The sequence below is a fragment of the Pseudomonas sp. Irchel 3A18 genome, assembly GCF_900187465.1.
Lineage (GTDB): Bacteria > Pseudomonadota > Gammaproteobacteria > Pseudomonadales > Pseudomonadaceae > Aquipseudomonas > Aquipseudomonas cichorii.
On sequence record NZ_FYDI01000001.1, the window covers coordinates 680,854 to 696,139 of the forward strand.

Annotated in this window: 13 protein-coding genes and 1 riboswitch; of the genes, 3 read left to right on the forward strand and 10 right to left on the reverse strand. The window is 59.8% G+C overall.

From position 1 onward, the window contains the following. Positions 1–99 precede the first annotated feature (99 nt). The 9 genes from CKW23_RS02905 to CKW23_RS02945 all read right to left on the reverse strand — a co-directional run bounded on the left by CKW23_RS02905 (position 100) and on the right by CKW23_RS02945 (position 10,444). The gene (locus tag CKW23_RS02905; RefSeq protein WP_025260411.1) at positions 100–1,101 is read right to left on the reverse strand and encodes an iron ABC transporter permease; all 1,002 of its coding nucleotides are present in this window, start codon (positions 1,099–1,101) and stop codon (positions 100–102) included. A 14-nt stretch (positions 1,102–1,115) separates the two neighbouring features. Beyond that, entirely contained in the window at positions 1,116–2,084 is a 969-nt protein-coding gene (locus tag CKW23_RS02910) for an ABC transporter substrate-binding protein (protein WP_095066997.1), read from the reverse strand. Next, positions 2,081–2,863: an ABC transporter ATP-binding protein gene (locus CKW23_RS02915; RefSeq protein ID WP_025260409.1), complete on the reverse strand. Its 783-nt coding sequence runs from the start codon at positions 2,861–2,863 to the stop codon at positions 2,081–2,083. The genes CKW23_RS02910 and CKW23_RS02915 overlap by 4 nt, the downstream gene beginning before the upstream one ends. Positions 2,864–2,915: 52 nt before the next feature. Continuing rightward, positions 2,916–5,045 carry a TonB-dependent siderophore receptor gene (locus CKW23_RS02920; RefSeq protein ID WP_095066998.1) on the reverse strand — a complete coding sequence of 710 codons (2,130 nt, stop codon included), beginning with the start codon at positions 5,043–5,045 and terminating at the stop codon, positions 2,916–2,918. Between the two features lie 107 nt (positions 5,046–5,152). Continuing rightward, a riboswitch (cobalamin riboswitch) is annotated at positions 5,153–5,359 on the reverse strand. A 64-nt stretch (positions 5,360–5,423) separates the two neighbouring features. After that, the gene (locus tag CKW23_RS02925; RefSeq protein WP_095066999.1) at positions 5,424–7,829 is read right to left on the reverse strand and encodes a TonB-dependent siderophore receptor; all 2,406 of its coding nucleotides are present in this window, start codon (positions 7,827–7,829) and stop codon (positions 5,424–5,426) included. Between the two features lie 81 nt (positions 7,830–7,910). After that, complete coding sequence (locus CKW23_RS02930; protein ID WP_095067000.1) at positions 7,911–8,849, reverse strand: FecR family protein; 939 nt, start codon at positions 8,847–8,849, stop codon at positions 7,911–7,913. Further along, the gene (locus tag CKW23_RS02935; protein WP_095067001.1) at positions 8,846–9,376 is read right to left on the reverse strand and encodes a sigma-70 family RNA polymerase sigma factor; all 531 of its coding nucleotides are present in this window, start codon (positions 9,374–9,376) and stop codon (positions 8,846–8,848) included. The genes CKW23_RS02930 and CKW23_RS02935 overlap by 4 nt, the downstream gene beginning before the upstream one ends. Before the next feature lie 145 nt (positions 9,377–9,521). Further along, complete coding sequence (locus CKW23_RS02940) at positions 9,522–10,007, reverse strand: GNAT family N-acetyltransferase (protein WP_095067002.1); 486 nt, start codon at positions 10,005–10,007, stop codon at positions 9,522–9,524. A gap of 38 nt (positions 10,008–10,045) precedes the next feature. Continuing rightward, positions 10,046–10,444 carry a hypothetical protein gene (locus CKW23_RS02945; protein ID WP_095067019.1) on the reverse strand — a complete coding sequence of 133 codons (399 nt, stop codon included), beginning with the start codon at positions 10,442–10,444 and terminating at the stop codon, positions 10,046–10,048. A 168-nt stretch (positions 10,445–10,612) separates the two neighbouring features. Between CKW23_RS02945 and CKW23_RS02950 the strand changes: the two genes are divergently transcribed. After that, on the forward strand, positions 10,613–11,734 hold the full coding sequence (locus tag CKW23_RS02950) for an MBL fold metallo-hydrolase (protein WP_025260403.1): 1,122 nt from the start codon (positions 10,613–10,615) through the stop codon (positions 11,732–11,734). 1 nt (position 11,735) lies between these two features. Here CKW23_RS02950 and CKW23_RS02955 read toward each other — a convergent pair whose 3' ends face one another. Further along, positions 11,736–12,629, reverse strand: coding sequence for a LysR family transcriptional regulator (locus tag CKW23_RS02955; protein WP_025260402.1), 894 nt, complete (start codon positions 12,627–12,629; stop codon positions 11,736–11,738). 124 nt (positions 12,630–12,753) lie between these two features. Between CKW23_RS02955 and CKW23_RS02960 the strand changes: the two genes are divergently transcribed. Together CKW23_RS02960 and istA are read left to right on the forward strand one after the other, a co-directional pair. Further along, positions 12,754–13,983, forward strand: coding sequence for an MFS transporter (locus tag CKW23_RS02960; protein ID WP_025260401.1), 1,230 nt, complete (start codon positions 12,754–12,756; stop codon positions 13,981–13,983). 126 nt (positions 13,984–14,109) lie between these two features. Further along, positions 14,110–15,286, forward strand: a 1,177-nt coding sequence (gene istA / locus CKW23_RS02970; RefSeq protein ID WP_143498880.1) for an IS21-like element ISPsy20 family transposase, incomplete at its 3' end; no start/stop codon positions are given.

Genomic DNA, 15,286 nt, shown 5'->3' on the forward strand with positions numbered 1-15,286 from the left:
GTAAATCTGAACAGAGGTAGCTGCCTGTTCTCTGCTGCCGGGCTATTGAAGCATGAAACGCATGATCTGGTGAGGGGAGAGAAGGCGTTTGCTCAACCCCTATCGACGTATCAGCAATATGAAAAACACACCGCCAATGGCCGCCGTGGCGATGCCGATGGGCAGGTCCTGTGGCGCAATCAGCGTGCGGGCTGCGACGTCCACCCAGATCATGAACAGCGCCCCAAGCAGGGCGCTGACCGGCAGCAGCCTGCGGTGCTCGGCTCCGACCAGACGACGCGCCATGTGCGGCAACATCAGGCCGACGAAACCGATGGCACCGGAGAGCGACACCAGTACGCCGGTCAGCAACGAAGTGCTGACAAACACCTGCCAGCGCACATGCCGGGTATTGAACCCCAGGCTCACGGCAGTCTGTTCGCCACTCATCAAGGCATTGAGGGCACGGCTCAGGCTTAGCAGCACGATGAAACCACCCGATACGCAAGCGACCGGCAGCCATAGCAACTCCCAGCGCGCCAGCCCAAGGCCGCCGAGCATCCAGAACATCACGGAGTTGGCGGCATGCTGATCGCCGGTGTAGAGCAGCAGATTGACCAGGGCCATCAGTACGAATGACACCGCGACCCCAGCCAGCAACAGGCGCTCGCTTTCCAGACGTCCGTGCCTGCTGGCGACGGCCAGGACCAGCAGCATGCTGCCCAGTGCGCCGATGAAGGCGGCCAGCGGCAGGCTGAATACGCCAATGAACTCACCCAGATACAACACCGCGACCACTGCCCCAAGAGCAGCGCCGGAACTGACGCCCAGCAGGTGCGGGTCAGCCAGCGGATTGCGGGTCACCGCCTGGAGTGCCGTACCGACCAGTGCCAGCCCCGCGCCCACCAGCGCACCGAGCAATACCCGGGGGGCGCGGATCAGCCAGATGATCTGTGCCTGGCCCTTGCTCCAGTCCACCACGGCATCGAAGCCGACCTGTTGCAAAACAATGCCCAGTACCTTGGCCAAGGGCACTCGCGCCGGACCGAAGCCCAGTGATATCAGGCACGACAGCGCCAGCAGAACGAACAGGGTGCCGATCAGCCAGCGATAACCGGCCACGCTGCGTACAGGCTTCACTGCCGGGCTCCGTCGAACCGTTCGGGATGCAGCGCAGCGGCCAGTTTTTCGATGGCTTCAGCGTTATCGACCGAAGGCGTCACGGCGACATAGGGCAGTACCACGAATCGTTTCTGACGGATGGCTTCGACACTGCTCAAGGCTGCGTTCTGTAAAAGGAAGTCGCGCTTGTGCTGCCAGGAGGTCGGCCCATAATCGACGATCACGATCACCTGCGGGTTGCGCTCCACCACGCTTTCCCAACTGACCTGAGTCCAGCTGGCGGCGATATCGTCCATGACGTTCTGCCCGCCAGCCGTTTCGATCAAGGCGTGTGGCATCCCCAGTTTTCCTGAGGTCGCGGGCCTGTCTTCGCCACTGTCATACAGGAACACTCGCGGGCGTTGCCGGACCTGTCCCAGTCGGGCCGTTGTCTGCGCGACCCGTTGTTGCAGGCCCTCGACTACGGCATCGGCGCGTTGCTGGACATCGAAGATTCGCCCCAGGTTATGCAGGTCGCGGTACAGATCCTCCAGGCTGGCTTCGCGCTGAGTCATGATCCGCGAACAGGATTCGCTTAGTTCATACACGGGAATGCCGAACGGTTGCAGTGTGTGTGGCGTCACCGGGCCTCCGACGCGCATGCCGTAGCTCCAGCCTGCAAAGAAAAAGTCGGCATTGGCATCCAGCAGGTTTTCCACCGACGGGTAACGCTCTGCCAGCTCGGGCAGACCGTCCAGCGCCTCGCGCAGGGCCGGGTCGAGGGTTTTCCAGCCGGTGATGCCGGTGTAGCCAACCATGCGGGGGCGCAGGCCGAGGGCGAGCAGCATGCCGGTCAGGTTGATGTCATGGCTGACTGCCCGCTGTGGTGGATGATCGAACGTCACCTCGCGCCCGCAACTCTGCACGGTCAGGGGGAAATTATCGGCAGCAGCGGCCAGTGGCAGGGCGGCAAGCAGCATCAGGCAGGCCAGGGCTCGGGTCATGATGGGCTGATCCAGGTAATGCGTGGATGAGGTGCCAGTGGATGGGTATCCACCAGTGCGTGGACGCCGAATACGTGCAGCAGTCGTTGTTCGGTCAGAACCTCGGTCGGCGTGCCACTGGCAACGATCTGGCCGTGCTCGATGACATACAGCCGGTCGCAGAACGCCGCAGCCAGATTGAGGTCATGAAAGCTGGCCAGCGTGCTGAGTTTCAGTCGCCGCAAAGAGTGCAGCAGCTCCAGTTGGTAGCGCGGATCAAGATGGTTGGTGGGCTCGTCGAGGATCAGCAGACCGGGCTGTTGCACCAGTGCGCGGGCCAGCAATGCGCGCTGTTTTTCGCCGCCCGACAATGACACGAACGAGTGTTCGCTGAGCCCTTGCAAGCCCACCTGATTCAAGGTCTTGTCGATCAGGGCAAGGTCTTCGGCGCTTTCGCCGTCGAACCAGCCCTGATGAGGTGTACGCCCCATGGCCACGACATCCTGCACGGTCAGGCCGAACTCCTGAGGAAATTCTTGCATCATCACGGCCATGCGCTGAGCGCTCCAGCGGGGTGTCTGTTGCCAGATATCCTGCCCGTCGAGGTGCAGCGAGCCGCTGTCCGGTTCGTTGAAACGGTAGGCGCAGCGCAACAGACTGGTCTTGCCACTGCCATTGGGGCCGATCAGCCCGACGAATTCGCCTTGCCCGATGTGCAGGTCGATGCCTTCAAGCTGCCAGTGTTGGCCCTGGCCCTGTGGCGCAGTCCAGTTCAGGCGGTTGATATTCAGGGTGGACATGCTCGATTTCCGGGTTGGCTGGCGACAGGTTGTATGCTTGCCGCCAACTGGATCAGAAGCTGTAATCAGCCGTGACGAAGAAGGAGCGAGGTTCGCCCATCAGCCACTGCTGCCCGTTGTTGTACTGCGACGCGGCGTAGCGGCGGTCGAGCAGGTTGTTCAGTTGCAGGCCCAGACGCACATCGCGCTGCACCTGCCAGCCCAGATTGGCGTCCAGCACCGTGTAGCCTGGCACTGAGGTGGTATTGGCGGTGTTGGCATAACGCTCGTCTACATAGCGCAGGCCCATGCCGGCATCCAGCGTTTCGTTCAGCGCCTTGTTCAGCCACAGATTGGCGGTGCGGCGCGGGACGTCGGTGGGGCGATTGCCGGCGCGGGACACGACCTGCCCAGAAACCGTCTCATCGAAATCATCGTACTCGGCACGTACCACCGAGGCGTTGGCCGACACGTGCCAGTCATTGGCAAGGGCCAGTTCCAGAGAAGCTTCCAGGCCGTCAGATGACTGTTGGCCGACCTGTTGGGTCAGGCGGGTCACCGGGTCGATGGCCAGGAGTTTTTTCTTGACGATGTGATAGGCCGCCAGGGTCCATTCGCCACGTCCATCCCAGAACTGCTGCTTGAGGCCGAACTCGGTCTGTTTCGCTTCGGTCAGGTCCATCTGCTGCTGGGTCGGGTTCATGCTGATAAGGTTGCTGACGCCGTCTTCACTGGTGGAGTACTGGCCATACAGGGACAGTTGATTGGTCACAGCGAACACCAGCCCGGCGCGCCAGTTGCCGCCGGTGAGGCTCCGGTCGCTACGGCTGTCGGCACGCTGGTCATAGCGGTCGATGTGGTTCTGGTCGCGGCGCACGCCGGTCACCAGCGACCAGCGCTCGGACAGTTGCAGGCGGTTTTCGGCGAACACGGCAAAAGTGCGCGTGGTGCTTTCGGCCAGTGGCCGGAATGCCGACTGGCTCTGGAAGTCGCCGGATGCCGGGCTCCATGGATCGATGAAGTCGCCGCCGACATCGTTGTAAGGCGAGTTGTTGCTGACGTCGAAGCGGATTCTGTTGTACTCGGCTCCAATCACCGTGCGGCTGTCCAGGCCGAACAGCGAATGGTTGAACGTGAAACTCTGGCGGTCGCCGATCTGCTCCTGGTCGTGCTTGATCTCCAGGTAGTCGCCACGCAACAACTGACCCTGAGCGCTGCTCCAGCTATAGACTTCGGCGTTGCGCCAGTGGCGGCGGCTCTTGATGTAGTAGAGCTGGTTGCTGGCGCTGACGTTATCGTTGATGGCCCAGTCGGTGTTCAGGCGGGTCCATTCATCGTTGTAGCGTTGCACGGCATTGCGCAGGTTGTAGTTTTTGTCGCGCAGGCTGTCGCGGTATCGGCCATCGATCAGCGGTGTGCCGAAGTAGTTCATCGGCTCGCTGTCGCCACGTTCGTGGGCGAGGGTGAAGCTCAGGTCGTCGGTGGCTTGCCAGCGCAGGGCTGCGCTCATGGCCAGGCTGCGGGAATTGCCGTTATCGACCCAGCCATTGCTTTCCTGCTGGTTCAGGGTAAGGCGATAGCTCAGGGTATCGCTCAGCGAGCCGCCGCTGTCGAGGCCCAGTTGCTGGCGGTCATTGGAGCCGTAGCCCAGGCGCAGGCGATTGCGGATTTCGCCCTCGAAAGGCTTTTTCGGTACCACGTTGATAACGGCTCCGGTTGCGCCTTCGCCATAAAGCACCGAAGCCGGGCCACGGATCACGTCGATACGCTCGACCATGAACGGATCGACCGGGAAGGTCTGAGTGCCGGCGCCGGTGTACAGGCGCGAGCCGTCGAACAGGGTCATGACCGAGGAATGCCCGGTGAAGCCGCGAGCGGATAGCGCTGTATTGCCATCACCGGGCGTTGCGATGCTGGTGATGCCCGGCGAGCGGCTGACTGCATCTTGAACGGTCAGGTTATTGCGGCTTTCGAGGGTCTGGCTGTCGAGGCTACTGGTGCTGGCGGGTGTTTCCAGCGCCGTAAGGTTCAGGCGCGAACCGCTGGGTGTCGGGGTTGCCAGATCGGTTACTGGCGTATCGGCGCTGCCAGTGATTGCGACCGAGGGCAGTGCCAGGGTTTGTGAGTCAGCGGCCAATGCATGGGACGAAAGCGCCAGACAGGGAAGCAGGCTCAGGGATTGAAGCAGAAAAGAACGGGACATGCGATTCCAGCCAATCAGGAATGAATGAATCCCGGAGGGAACAACGCATAGGGAATCGCAGGCGCAAAAAGCCCGCGAAGACCGGCCTGCGCCCGCCCACCGCGGGTTTGCCAAACAAGGTTGCAGGCCGGTCTCCGGGCTTGCGAGGGTCATGAAACATTCACCTTCCCATGCCTTGGCACAGTGGTATTTCGAATGCTTCGCTCGCTTACCGTTGCGGGGGCAGCGCCGGACTGATCACAGAGAGTGACGCACCGGCTTCCCGTTTAATCCCATGCACGGCGGCATGGGACACCTGAAACTGGCGCGCATCAAATCATTGAAGCTGGAAAGCGTCAATGGCTGATGTTGGTCGAGCGTTAGGGGTTTCGCGAAGACTTACCACCGATAACTGACCGCCCCCACCACACTACGGGTATCGCCATAGCGGCATGAGTTGGCGCAGTACAGGTATTTCTCGTTGGTGAGGTTCTGTGCCTTGGCGCTGACTTGCCAGTTGTCGTCCAGGTCATAGCTGATTCGTGCATCGAACAAGGCGTAGGCCGGGATCTTGCGATCCGTGACGCTGGGCGTGGTGTGGGTGGTGCCGACATAGCGCACGCCGCTGCCCACTGACAGGCCCTTCAGGCCCGCCGAGGCGAAACGGTAATCCAGCCACAGCGAGGCATTGTGATAAGGCGTGCCTTCGATGCGCGACCCTTCGAGCACTTCATCGTTGTCCTCGATGATATGGGCGTCGGTATAGGCATAGGCGGCGTTCATGGCCAGTTGTGGCGTCAGTTGAGCCTTGGCTTCCACTTCAAAACCGGTGCTGCGTTCCTTGCCGGTCTGCTCGTCGAAGTCCGAGCCTGCAATGGAGGTGATGACGTTGCTCTGGGTCAACTGATAGACCGCCGCGCTGATCATCATCTCGCGACCTGGAGGCTGGTAGCGGATACCGATTTCATATTGCTCGCCTTCGGTGGGCAGGAAGGCATCGCCATTGGCATCGGTGCCGGAAGAGGGCAGGAAGGACTGGCTATAGCTGATATAAGGCGCCAGACCGTTTTCGGCCAGATAGACCAGCCCGATGCGCCCAGTGGCCTTGCTGTCGTCGGTGCTGCTGCGCGAGTCGTTGCGGTAGTTGCGGGTGCTGTTGTCAGCCCAGTCCTGGCGCATGCCGATCATCAGAAGCCAGCGGTCATCGAGTTTCAGCTGTTCCTGCAGGTAAATGCCGAGTTGATGGCTGTGCAGGTCGGAGCCACTGTCGATGTTACGGTTCACGGCAGGCAGGTTGCCATAGACCGGGTTGGCAAGGTCCAGCGCCGGTGCGCTGCCGCTGAAGCGGTGGCTGTCGTAGGTCTTGCGGTAGTAGTCCAGGCCGCCCAGCAGGGTATGTTTCCAGCGCCCGTTTTCCAGATCCAGTTGCAGGCTGGTGTCAGAGGTCCAGCCGGTGGCAATGTCTTCGCGTGAGTTGTAAGTGCGCGACAGGCTCGACAGATTCGCGCCGCTGATCCGGCTGTTGTTCAGGGTGATGTAGTCATAGTCGGTGCGGGACTCGAAGTAGCGGGCCGCGTGACGCAATTGCAGGTTGTCGTTCAGGCGCTGCTCGAACAGATAGCCGAAGGTCTGCAAGGTGCCATCGTAATCGTCGAAATCCGGCTCGCCCGCAAACAGGTCATAGGGCACTTTGTAGCCCGGCGTTGAGCTAAAGGTGGTGATGTCATAGCGCATGGGCGGCGTCAGGCTGGTCTGTGTGCGCTGATGACTGGCGAGCAGGGTCAGGCGGCTGTCGTCGTTGATCTGCCAGGTCAGCGCGGGGGCGATGTAGTGCTTGTCATCGTCGATGGCGTCGTACTGGGTGCCGCTGTCGCGCACCAGGGCAGTCAGCCGATAGCTGAAACGGCCTTCGTCATCGATGCGGCCACTGTGATCGGTGGAGAGTTGCTGTCGATCATGATTGCCGTATTCCAGATTGATTTCATGCAACGGGTCGAGCGTGGGACGCTTGCTGATGGCGTTGATCAGCCCGCCGGGCGCCAGTTGGCCATACAGTACGGAGGATGCGCCCTTGAGCACTTCCACACGTTCCAGCCCGTAAGGTTCCTGACCCCCTTCAAACTGGGTGCTCTGCATTTTCATGCCGTCGCGCATTACGCCGCCTGTGCGTGGGCCGATATCGAAACCGCGCATGCGGTAGTCGTCGGCCACGCGGCTGTAGCCGTTCGGCTGGCTGATCACACTGGTGTTGTAGTTGAGGGCGTCGGCAAGGCTGTCGTGTTTGCGCGACTGCATTTCTTCACGGGTAATCACCGACACCGACTGGGGAATCTCCAGCAGGGAGGTGTCGGTCTTGCTCACGGTTGCACTGCGTTGTGCGACCCAGCTGTGAGCCGGTCCCCAGGCGTCTTGTTCATGGCTGGCCGCACTCACCGTGATATCCGAGAGTTCCATGGCCGAAGTCTCGGGGCGCCGCTCAATGCTCAAGGTGCCGCTGGGGGTGATGCTCAATTGCAGGGGCAAACCTCGCAGCACCTCGCTCACCGCCTGCTCGACGCTGTAGCGACCGCGTAATGGCGCGGCTGTCAGGCCGCGAGTCAGCGTTGCGTTAAACGCAATGTTGCGCCCGCTCTGGCGAGCGATGCTGGTCAGGGTTGCATCCAGAGGGCCGGCTGGCAGGTCCAGATCCATGAGTTGCTGGCGGGCGGTCGAGGGCTGGGCAGCGCCATCGGCCGCGCTCTCCAGGGTGGTGAACGCCAGGGCAAATGCCAGCGGTGTCAGGGTCAAGCGCAGTGGTCGGTGCATGGCAGCATTTCCCGTTTGGGTAGTCGATGCCAGCTATGTGACGCGAGCGGCCTGGAAATTAAGGGGGTATGAAAAATATTTTCAGCGCAGGCTGATGTGCGTCCACCAGCCGAAGCGTTTTTCGACTTTGACCGGCAGCACTTCCTGCAATGAACGCAAGGTTTGGCCACTGTCATCCAGCGTGAAGACGCCGGTGACCCGCAGCGCTGCGGCATCCGGCTCGATGCGTAGCAGGCCGGGGTGATAGCTCTGCAAGGCTTCGATGACATCGGCCAGTGACTGGTCATGAACTTCCAGCAAGCCATCTTTCCAGGCGTTTTCGCTCGACAGGCGTGGGTCCAGAGGGTGAGTGCGCCCAGCATGTAGTCGAGCGCCCTGGCCCGGACCAAGCGTTTGAGTCGCACCGTCGGGCGTCGTGAGTTGCACGCGGGATTCCTGCACCCAGACATGCGTACCCTGTTCGTGCAGGCTGACTGTGAAGCGTGTGCCCAATGCTCTGGCTTCCCCGAAGAGGGTGCGAATGACCAAGGGACGTTGCGGGTCGAAGGCGACCTGAATACTGAGAGCACCCTCATGCAGAATGAGGGTGCGCTGCCGCTCATCGAAGGCCATATCCACACGGCTTTTGGCATTGAGCAAAATCTGGCTGCCATCTTCCAGAGAGAAGGGACGACGTTCGGCCAGCCCGGTGTAAAGATCCCCGCGACTCCATGGCAGCAGCCCGTTGCGTTGCAGCCACCAGCCGCCGATGCCCAAACCGGTCAGCCCCAATGCGCCGCGCAGCCATTGACGGCGGGTTTGCCCGGACTGGCTCAAGACCTGACGCGACAATGGCGGAAGCCCGGTGAATGCCTGTCCGACACGCTGCTCAAGCTGAGCCCAGGCATCGCGGTTTTCCTGACTGCTCTGGAGCCATTGCTGAAAGCGCTGGCGTTGGGTGTTGCTGATGCTGCCGGAGCGTTGCAGGGCCAGCCACTCGATGGCTTCGGCGACAGAGGGTGACAGTCGCTGAGTGCTCATCGTTGCTCCAGTGCCAGGTAGCAAAGCCCCAATGCCTTGACGACGTATTGATGAACCCGTGGCGCAGAGATACCCAGAGTACGGCCGATTTCGGCATAGGTCATGCCGTCTAGCTGGCTATAGAGAAAGGCGCTGCGGCCCATGGGCGACAGGCCATCCAGTATCTGATCGAGGGTGCTCAAGGCTTCCAGCGCCTGTACCTGTTCTTCGGCAGACGGTTCGTAGCCCTGAGGCTGCTGGGCCAGCACTTCCAGATAAGCCCGCTCCAGATCCCGGCGTCGCCATGAGGCAAAGACCAGCCGCTTGGCAATGGTGGTCAGCAGCGCCCGTGGTTCACGAATGGCCTGAGGCTCGGGCAGGGCGACCACTTGGGCGAAGGTTTCGGCCGCCATGTCCGCCGCATCGTGATGACAACCCAGACGTGCACGCAATCGCTCCTGCAACCAGCCATGATGGTCGCCGAACAACTGTTGCAGAACACGATTACGCACGCTCAAGCGTCGGGCATCGGGGGAGGTCGGGATCATGTTACGAAGGCTAATGAAAATTATTATCAAATGATGCCGATTCGCTGCATTGATTGCAACAAGCCGCCATAGCTCGGGCATGAGCCTGTATTCCATTGAAAAGCCCGACATTGCGTCGGGCCTGCTTCAAGCGTGATGACGGGGGTTATTCGTCACCCTTGGCAAAACTCAGCAGCGCGTCGCCTTCCATGCGATACCGCACCCACTCGTCCTGAGGTGCCGCACCCAGTGCCTTGTAGAACTTGATGGCCGGTTCATTCCAGTCCAGCACGCTCCACTCGAAGCGTCCGCACCCATTGGCGACGGCTTCACGGGCGATATGACGCAACAAGGTACGTCCGGCACCGATGCTGCGGTTTTCCGGCGAGACATACAGGTCTTCAAGGTAGATACCGTTGCGGCCCAGCCAGGTGGAGTAACTGTAGAAATAGACGGCAAAACCGACCGGCTTGTCGTCATACAGGCAGATCAGGGCCTTGGCAGGTGCATTCTCGGCGAACAGCGAGCGATGAATGTCTTCGACAGTGGCAATCACTTCATGGCGGGCGCGTTCATAGATGGCCAGTTCAGTGATGAAGGCAAGGATCTGGCTGGCGTCGTCGGGGCGGGCAGGGCGAATTTCGAGCGGCACAACGATTCTTCCTTATTGGTATGAGCCGGCATCATAGCTCAGGCATCACGCAACAAGTCATGGGCGTTGAGCAGTTCCCAGGCGATTTCCGGGCGATTTTCCAGGCCACGGCGAATGGCCGCCGGAATCGACTGGCGGGTCTTGCGGCACAGGCCGGTCTTTTCGGTGACAGAGATGCTGATACCACGCATGGTACGCACCTCATTGAAACCCGGTGCGATCTCTACGCTGATACCCAACTGGTCGTGAATCTTGCCCTGCAAGCGCTCAAGGTCACTTAGGCTTTCGATACGCTCCAGCCGCTCAAGCAGGCGTTTTTCTTCCTCACGTGTCAGAAGTAGAATGCGCCGATCGGCATCGGGAGCGTCCAGCCGTTCACGCTCGCAGTTACAAGCGCCGGGCGGGCATGGGTTGCGGATCGGGGGCGAGGTGTTCATGGACGCAGCATAGCCATTTGCGAGTGCTTCTGACCATAGGTTGCACAGCCTTCTGTCGAGCGTCATTGCTGAACTTCATTCATAACCGTATCAAGTAATGCGGGTCTAGTTGGATACTCGTTCTCCCCCTAACATCGCGGGCAATTTTTGAATGTGGCCAGAGCCAAGATGAGAAAAATCCTGTTGCGAACATTGGCTGTGCTCACGGCTATCGTTGCCGTGCTGGTTGCAGCGGTCTTCTTCTATATGCGTCAGCCGGTTTTCGGCCAGTTGCCGCAGGGAGAGCGGCTTGCCCGTATCCAGGCATCACCGAACTACGTGAACGGTGCTTTTCAGAATCAGGAGGACACGCCTTTCCTGACCAATGGCGCTACCCAGTTGTCGATTCGCATCGACAACTTTTTCGCGGAAAAGGGCAAGCCACGTCCAACTCAGAGCATTCCCACCCAGAAAACAGATCTGCGCTCCCTGAATCCGCAGGATGATCTGGTGATCTGGCTCGGTCATTCCTCGTGGTATGTGCAACTGAACGGCAAGCGCATCCTGATCGACCCGGTATTCAGCGACCATGCTGCTCCGTTGCCCGGATTCGTGACGGCGTTTGACGGCACGACTATCTATTCGGCGCAGGACATGCCATGGATCGATGTGCTCCTGATCACCCACGACCATTACGATCACATCGATTACCCGACGGTTCTTGCCCTCAAGCCGCTGGTCAAACAGGTGGTTACCGGGTTGGGAATCGGAGCACATTTCGAGTCCTGGGGTTATGACGCTGCCAGGATTCACGAGCTGGACTGGTATGAGCGTCATGAAGTCGGCATGGACCTGCGGTTGCATGCCACGCCTGCCAGGCATTACTCCGGACGCACATTGACCCGCAATCAGGCGTTGTGGGCAGGGTTTGTGCTGGAATCACCGCAGCGTCGGCTGTTCTTCAGCGGTGACTCCGGCTATGGACGCCACTTTGCCGAGATTGGCAAGCGCTTCGGGCCGTTCGACTGGGTGTCCCTCGACAGCGGCCAGTACGACCCGCGCTGGGCGAACCTGCACATGAACCCCGAAGAGGCTGCTCAAGCTGCTGTCGATCTGGGCACCCGCGTATTGACTCCCGGGCATGTGGGACGCTTCTCCCTCGCGTCCCATGACTGGAATGATCCTTTCCGGCGCCTGACTGCAGCCAGTGAAGGGCGCGGCTATGCCCTGTGGACACCGATGATCGGTCAGCCCGTTCATGTCGACGGCAGGGCTCAGTCCTTCGAGCCCTGGTGGAACCGCGTCGACTGAATCAACCCTGATACCTGACCGCGTCTACAAAGGCTGTAAACGCCGAAGATGCCTGGCGGCGGTTGGGGTAATACAGGTGAAAGCCCTGAAAATAAGGGCTCCAGTCAGCCAGCACTTCTTTCAACTGACCGCTTGCCAGGTAAGGCTTGGCCATGAAGTCGGGAACATAGGCCAGGCCGAGGCCATCCAGAGCGCCGTTCAACACGTGGATCATGCTGTTGGCGGTCAATTGGCCGCTGACCCGGATAGTGAGTTTTCGCTGACCTTTTTCAAATTCCCATGCATAGCAACTGCCATTTGCCGAGTGGCGAATATTGATGCAGTTATGTTGCGTAAGGTCCTGGGGTTGGGTAGGGGCAACATGCTTTTTAAAGTAGAGCGGTGAGCCCACCACGGCAAGTCGCCAGTCAGGGCCCAGGCGCACGGCAATCATGTCTTTGCTGATGGATTCACCCAGCCGGATACCGGCATCGAAGCGGTCGGTCACGATATTGGTGAAGCCGTAATCGATACCGATCTCCACCTGAACATCCGGATACGCCGCAAGAAAGTCGGCAAGCATGGGCCTTAAAATGCTCTCGGCCGCATCATCGGAGCAGGTTATCCGGATTGTACCGGCAGGCTTGTCACGCAGCTCGGTGACTCTTTCGACCTCCGCGACTATCTGATCAAACAACGGCCCTATGGACTGCATCAGCTTTTCGCCGGCTTCAGTCGGCGCCACGTTGCGAGTGGTGCGAGCCAGCAAACGGATGCCCAGTCTTTCCTCAAGTGCCCTGATGGTATGGCTCAGGGCAGAAGGAGTGACGCCGAGTTTCGCAGCGGCCTTGGTAAAGCTCTGGTCGCGAGCTACGGCAAGGAATAGCTGTAAGTCATTGACTTTGGGTGCGCTCATTGTTGAGCTTTTCTCATGATTGCATGGAAATTACGTCGACTAATCATTCTAATCCACCTGCCTTAAGCTGGGCTCCACATTTTGGGGCGTGCTCGACATGCATCAGCTTTACAGGTAGAGACATATGAACACACTGGAAACCCGTCCAGATCAACAAACGACTTCCGGCCATCCTCCTGCATGGGGAGCCGTATTTTCAATGGCGCTCTGTGTCGTTGTACTGATTGCATCGGAATTCATGCCGGTCAGCCTTCTTACGCCGATTGCCCAGGATCTCGGGATCAGCCAGGGCCAGGCAGGTCAGGCGATCTCTATTTCCGGCTTTTTTGCCGTCCTTACCAGCCTCTTGAATACGCCGCTGACCGGTCGGTTCGATCGCCGCAAAGTACTGCTGGGCTTCAGCCTGCTGCTGGTGATTTCAGGCGCAATTGTTACCTGGGCTCACAACGGCATGCTCTTCATGACCGGGCGTGCTCTGCTGGGTATCGCAATTGGCGGTTTCTGGTCCATGTCGACCGCGACCGTCATGCGACTGGTGCCCAAGGACTCCGTTGCAAAAGGCCTGGCCCTCATCAATGGCGGCAACGCACTGGCGGCCACTGTTGCTGCACCATTGGGCAGTTATCTGGGGCAATTCATCGGGTGGAGGGGCTCGTTTTTCCTCGTGGTGCCATTGGCCGTGCTTGCCTTCATCTGGCAATGGCTGAGCATTCCCGCGATGCGCAGTGAGGCGACGACTCGTTCCAGCAACCCTTTCCGCCTGCTGGGTAATCCCCAGGTTGCGCTCGGGATGCTGGCAATCATGCTGCTGTTCATGGGGCAGTTCGCGGTCTTCACTTACCTGCGCCCGTTTCTGGAAGTCATCACCGGCGTGAGCGTTACGACACTGTCGTTCATGCTTCTATTGCTGGGGGCGAGCGGCGTCGTCGGCACTTACTTGATTGGCACACTGCTGCAAACCCGCATGTATGCCTACCTCATCGCCATTCCACTGACGATGGCTGTTCTCGCTGCACTGCTGGTCGAGATGGGCAGTTCAATGTGGGCAGTGGGAATCCTGCTCGCGGTATGGGGCCTGGTTGCCACGCCGGCGCCTGTGGCATGGGGGCTGTGGCTGAGCAAGACCCTGCCGGACGATGCCGAGGCGGGCGGCGGCCTGATGGTCGCTACCATTCAGATGGCGATCACTGCCGGTGCAGGGTTTGGAGGCACGTTGTTCGACAGCCTGGGCTGGTGGAGTCCGTTTGCTCTGGGCGTGGTGGTCCTGCTCGCGTCTTCAGCGTTCGCGTGGGCGGCGTTGGGGCAGGCGAGTCGGCAGGAAAGTACCGATGGGGACGTCTTGTCGAGCCGGTAAGTGGGGCAGGATGTTGCCGCTGACCGAAAACTGACCCAGTAGAGGCTGTTCTGCCGACTGAAAACTGACCCAGGTGTTCAACTGCTTCTGCTCACTTTTTGAGCAGGAGAACACAGGGTGATCAGCATGGAAATGTTGGGAAAAATCCGGCGGATGTACTTCCGCGACAAGCTCTCGCTGCATCAGATAGCCAAGCGTACCGGGCTGTCGAGAAACACCATCCGAAAATGGGTCAGAGCGCCCGAAGCCAATCAACCAGCGTACCAACGGTGCGCATCCTTCAATAAGCTCAACCCTTTTCACGAGACCTTAGAGCAGGCGCTCAAGGCTGATTCGTTCCGGCCAAAACACAACCGTAGGAGCGCCAAGGCACTTTTTGAGCAGATCAAGGCCGAGGGTTATGACGGCGGTTACAGCCAGCTCACGGCGTTTGTCCGCTCTTGGCGGTGCGAGCAAGGCAAGTCTGTACGCGCTTTTGTACCGCTGACTTTTGCCCTCGGTGAGGCCTTTCAATTTGACTGGAGCGAAGAAGGTCTGCTGATCGGTGGTCTTTTTCGACGTGTCCAGGTCTCCCACATGAAGCTGTGCGCCAGCCGCGCATTCTGGTTGGTTGCGTACCCCAGCCAAGGCCACGAGATGCTATTTGATGCCCATACGCGCTCGTTTGGAGCGTTGGGTGGCGTGCCACGTCGCGGCATCTACGACAACATGAAAACGGCTGTCGACAAGGTCAACAAAGGTAAAGGCCGCACGGTCAACGCCCGGTTTTCCGTGATGTGCGCGCACTATCTGTTCGATCCGGACTTCTGCAACGTGGCCTCTGGCTGGGAGAAAGGCATCGTCGAAAAGAACGTGCAGGACAGCCGGAGGCGAATCTGGCTCGATGCTCAAAATTGCATGTTCCATACCTTTGAGGAGCTGAATGTCTGGCTCGGCCAACGTTGCCGGTCGCTCTGGAGCGAACTGGTGCATCCGCAGTACAACGGGCTGACGGTGGCCGAGGTCTTGGAGCTGGAGCAGGTCGAAATGATGCCAATGCCGACGGTATTTGATGGCTACGTCGAGCGTACCGTGCGGGTCTCCAGCACCTGTCTGATCAGCGTGGCGCGAAATCGCTATTCAGTGCCATGTGAGAGAGTCGGCCAGTGGGTCAGCAGCCGTTTGTACCCTTCGCGGATCGTGGTCATTGCCGACGAAACGGTGATCGCCAGTCACGAGCGCCTCTTTGATCGAGATCAGGTCAGTTTTGACTGGCAGCACTACATCCCACTCATCGAACGCAAGCCTGGTGCATTGCGCAACG

Excerpts from the sequence above, each read along its gene's own strand:
- CKW23_RS02910 (WP_095066997.1), bottom strand. The coding sequence starts at position 2,084 with ATGACCCGAGCCCTGGCCTGCCTGATGCTGCTTGCCGCCCTGCCACTG.
- CKW23_RS02915 (WP_025260409.1), bottom strand. The coding sequence starts at position 2,863 with ATGTCCACCCTGAATATCAACCGCCTGAACTGGACTGCGCCACAGGGC.
- CKW23_RS02920 (WP_095066998.1), bottom strand. The coding sequence starts at position 5,045 with ATGTCCCGTTCTTTTCTGCTTCAATCCCTGAGCCTGCTTCCCTGTCTG.
- CKW23_RS02925 (WP_095066999.1), bottom strand. The coding sequence starts at position 7,829 with ATGCACCGACCACTGCGCTTGACCCTGACACCGCTGGCATTTGCCCTG.
- CKW23_RS02930 (WP_095067000.1), bottom strand. The coding sequence starts at position 8,849 with ATGAGCACTCAGCGACTGTCACCCTCTGTCGCCGAAGCCATCGAGTGG.
- CKW23_RS02935 (WP_095067001.1), bottom strand. The coding sequence starts at position 9,376 with ATGATCCCGACCTCCCCCGATGCCCGACGCTTGAGCGTGCGTAATCGT.
- CKW23_RS02945 (WP_095067019.1), bottom strand. The coding sequence starts at position 10,444 with ATGAACACCTCGCCCCCGATCCGCAACCCATGCCCGCCCGGCGCTTGT.
- CKW23_RS02950 (WP_025260403.1), top strand. The coding sequence starts at position 10,613 with ATGAGAAAAATCCTGTTGCGAACATTGGCTGTGCTCACGGCTATCGTT.
- CKW23_RS02955 (WP_025260402.1), bottom strand. The coding sequence starts at position 12,629 with ATGAGCGCACCCAAAGTCAATGACTTACAGCTATTCCTTGCCGTAGCT.
- CKW23_RS02960 (WP_025260401.1), top strand. The coding sequence starts at position 12,754 with ATGAACACACTGGAAACCCGTCCAGATCAACAAACGACTTCCGGCCAT.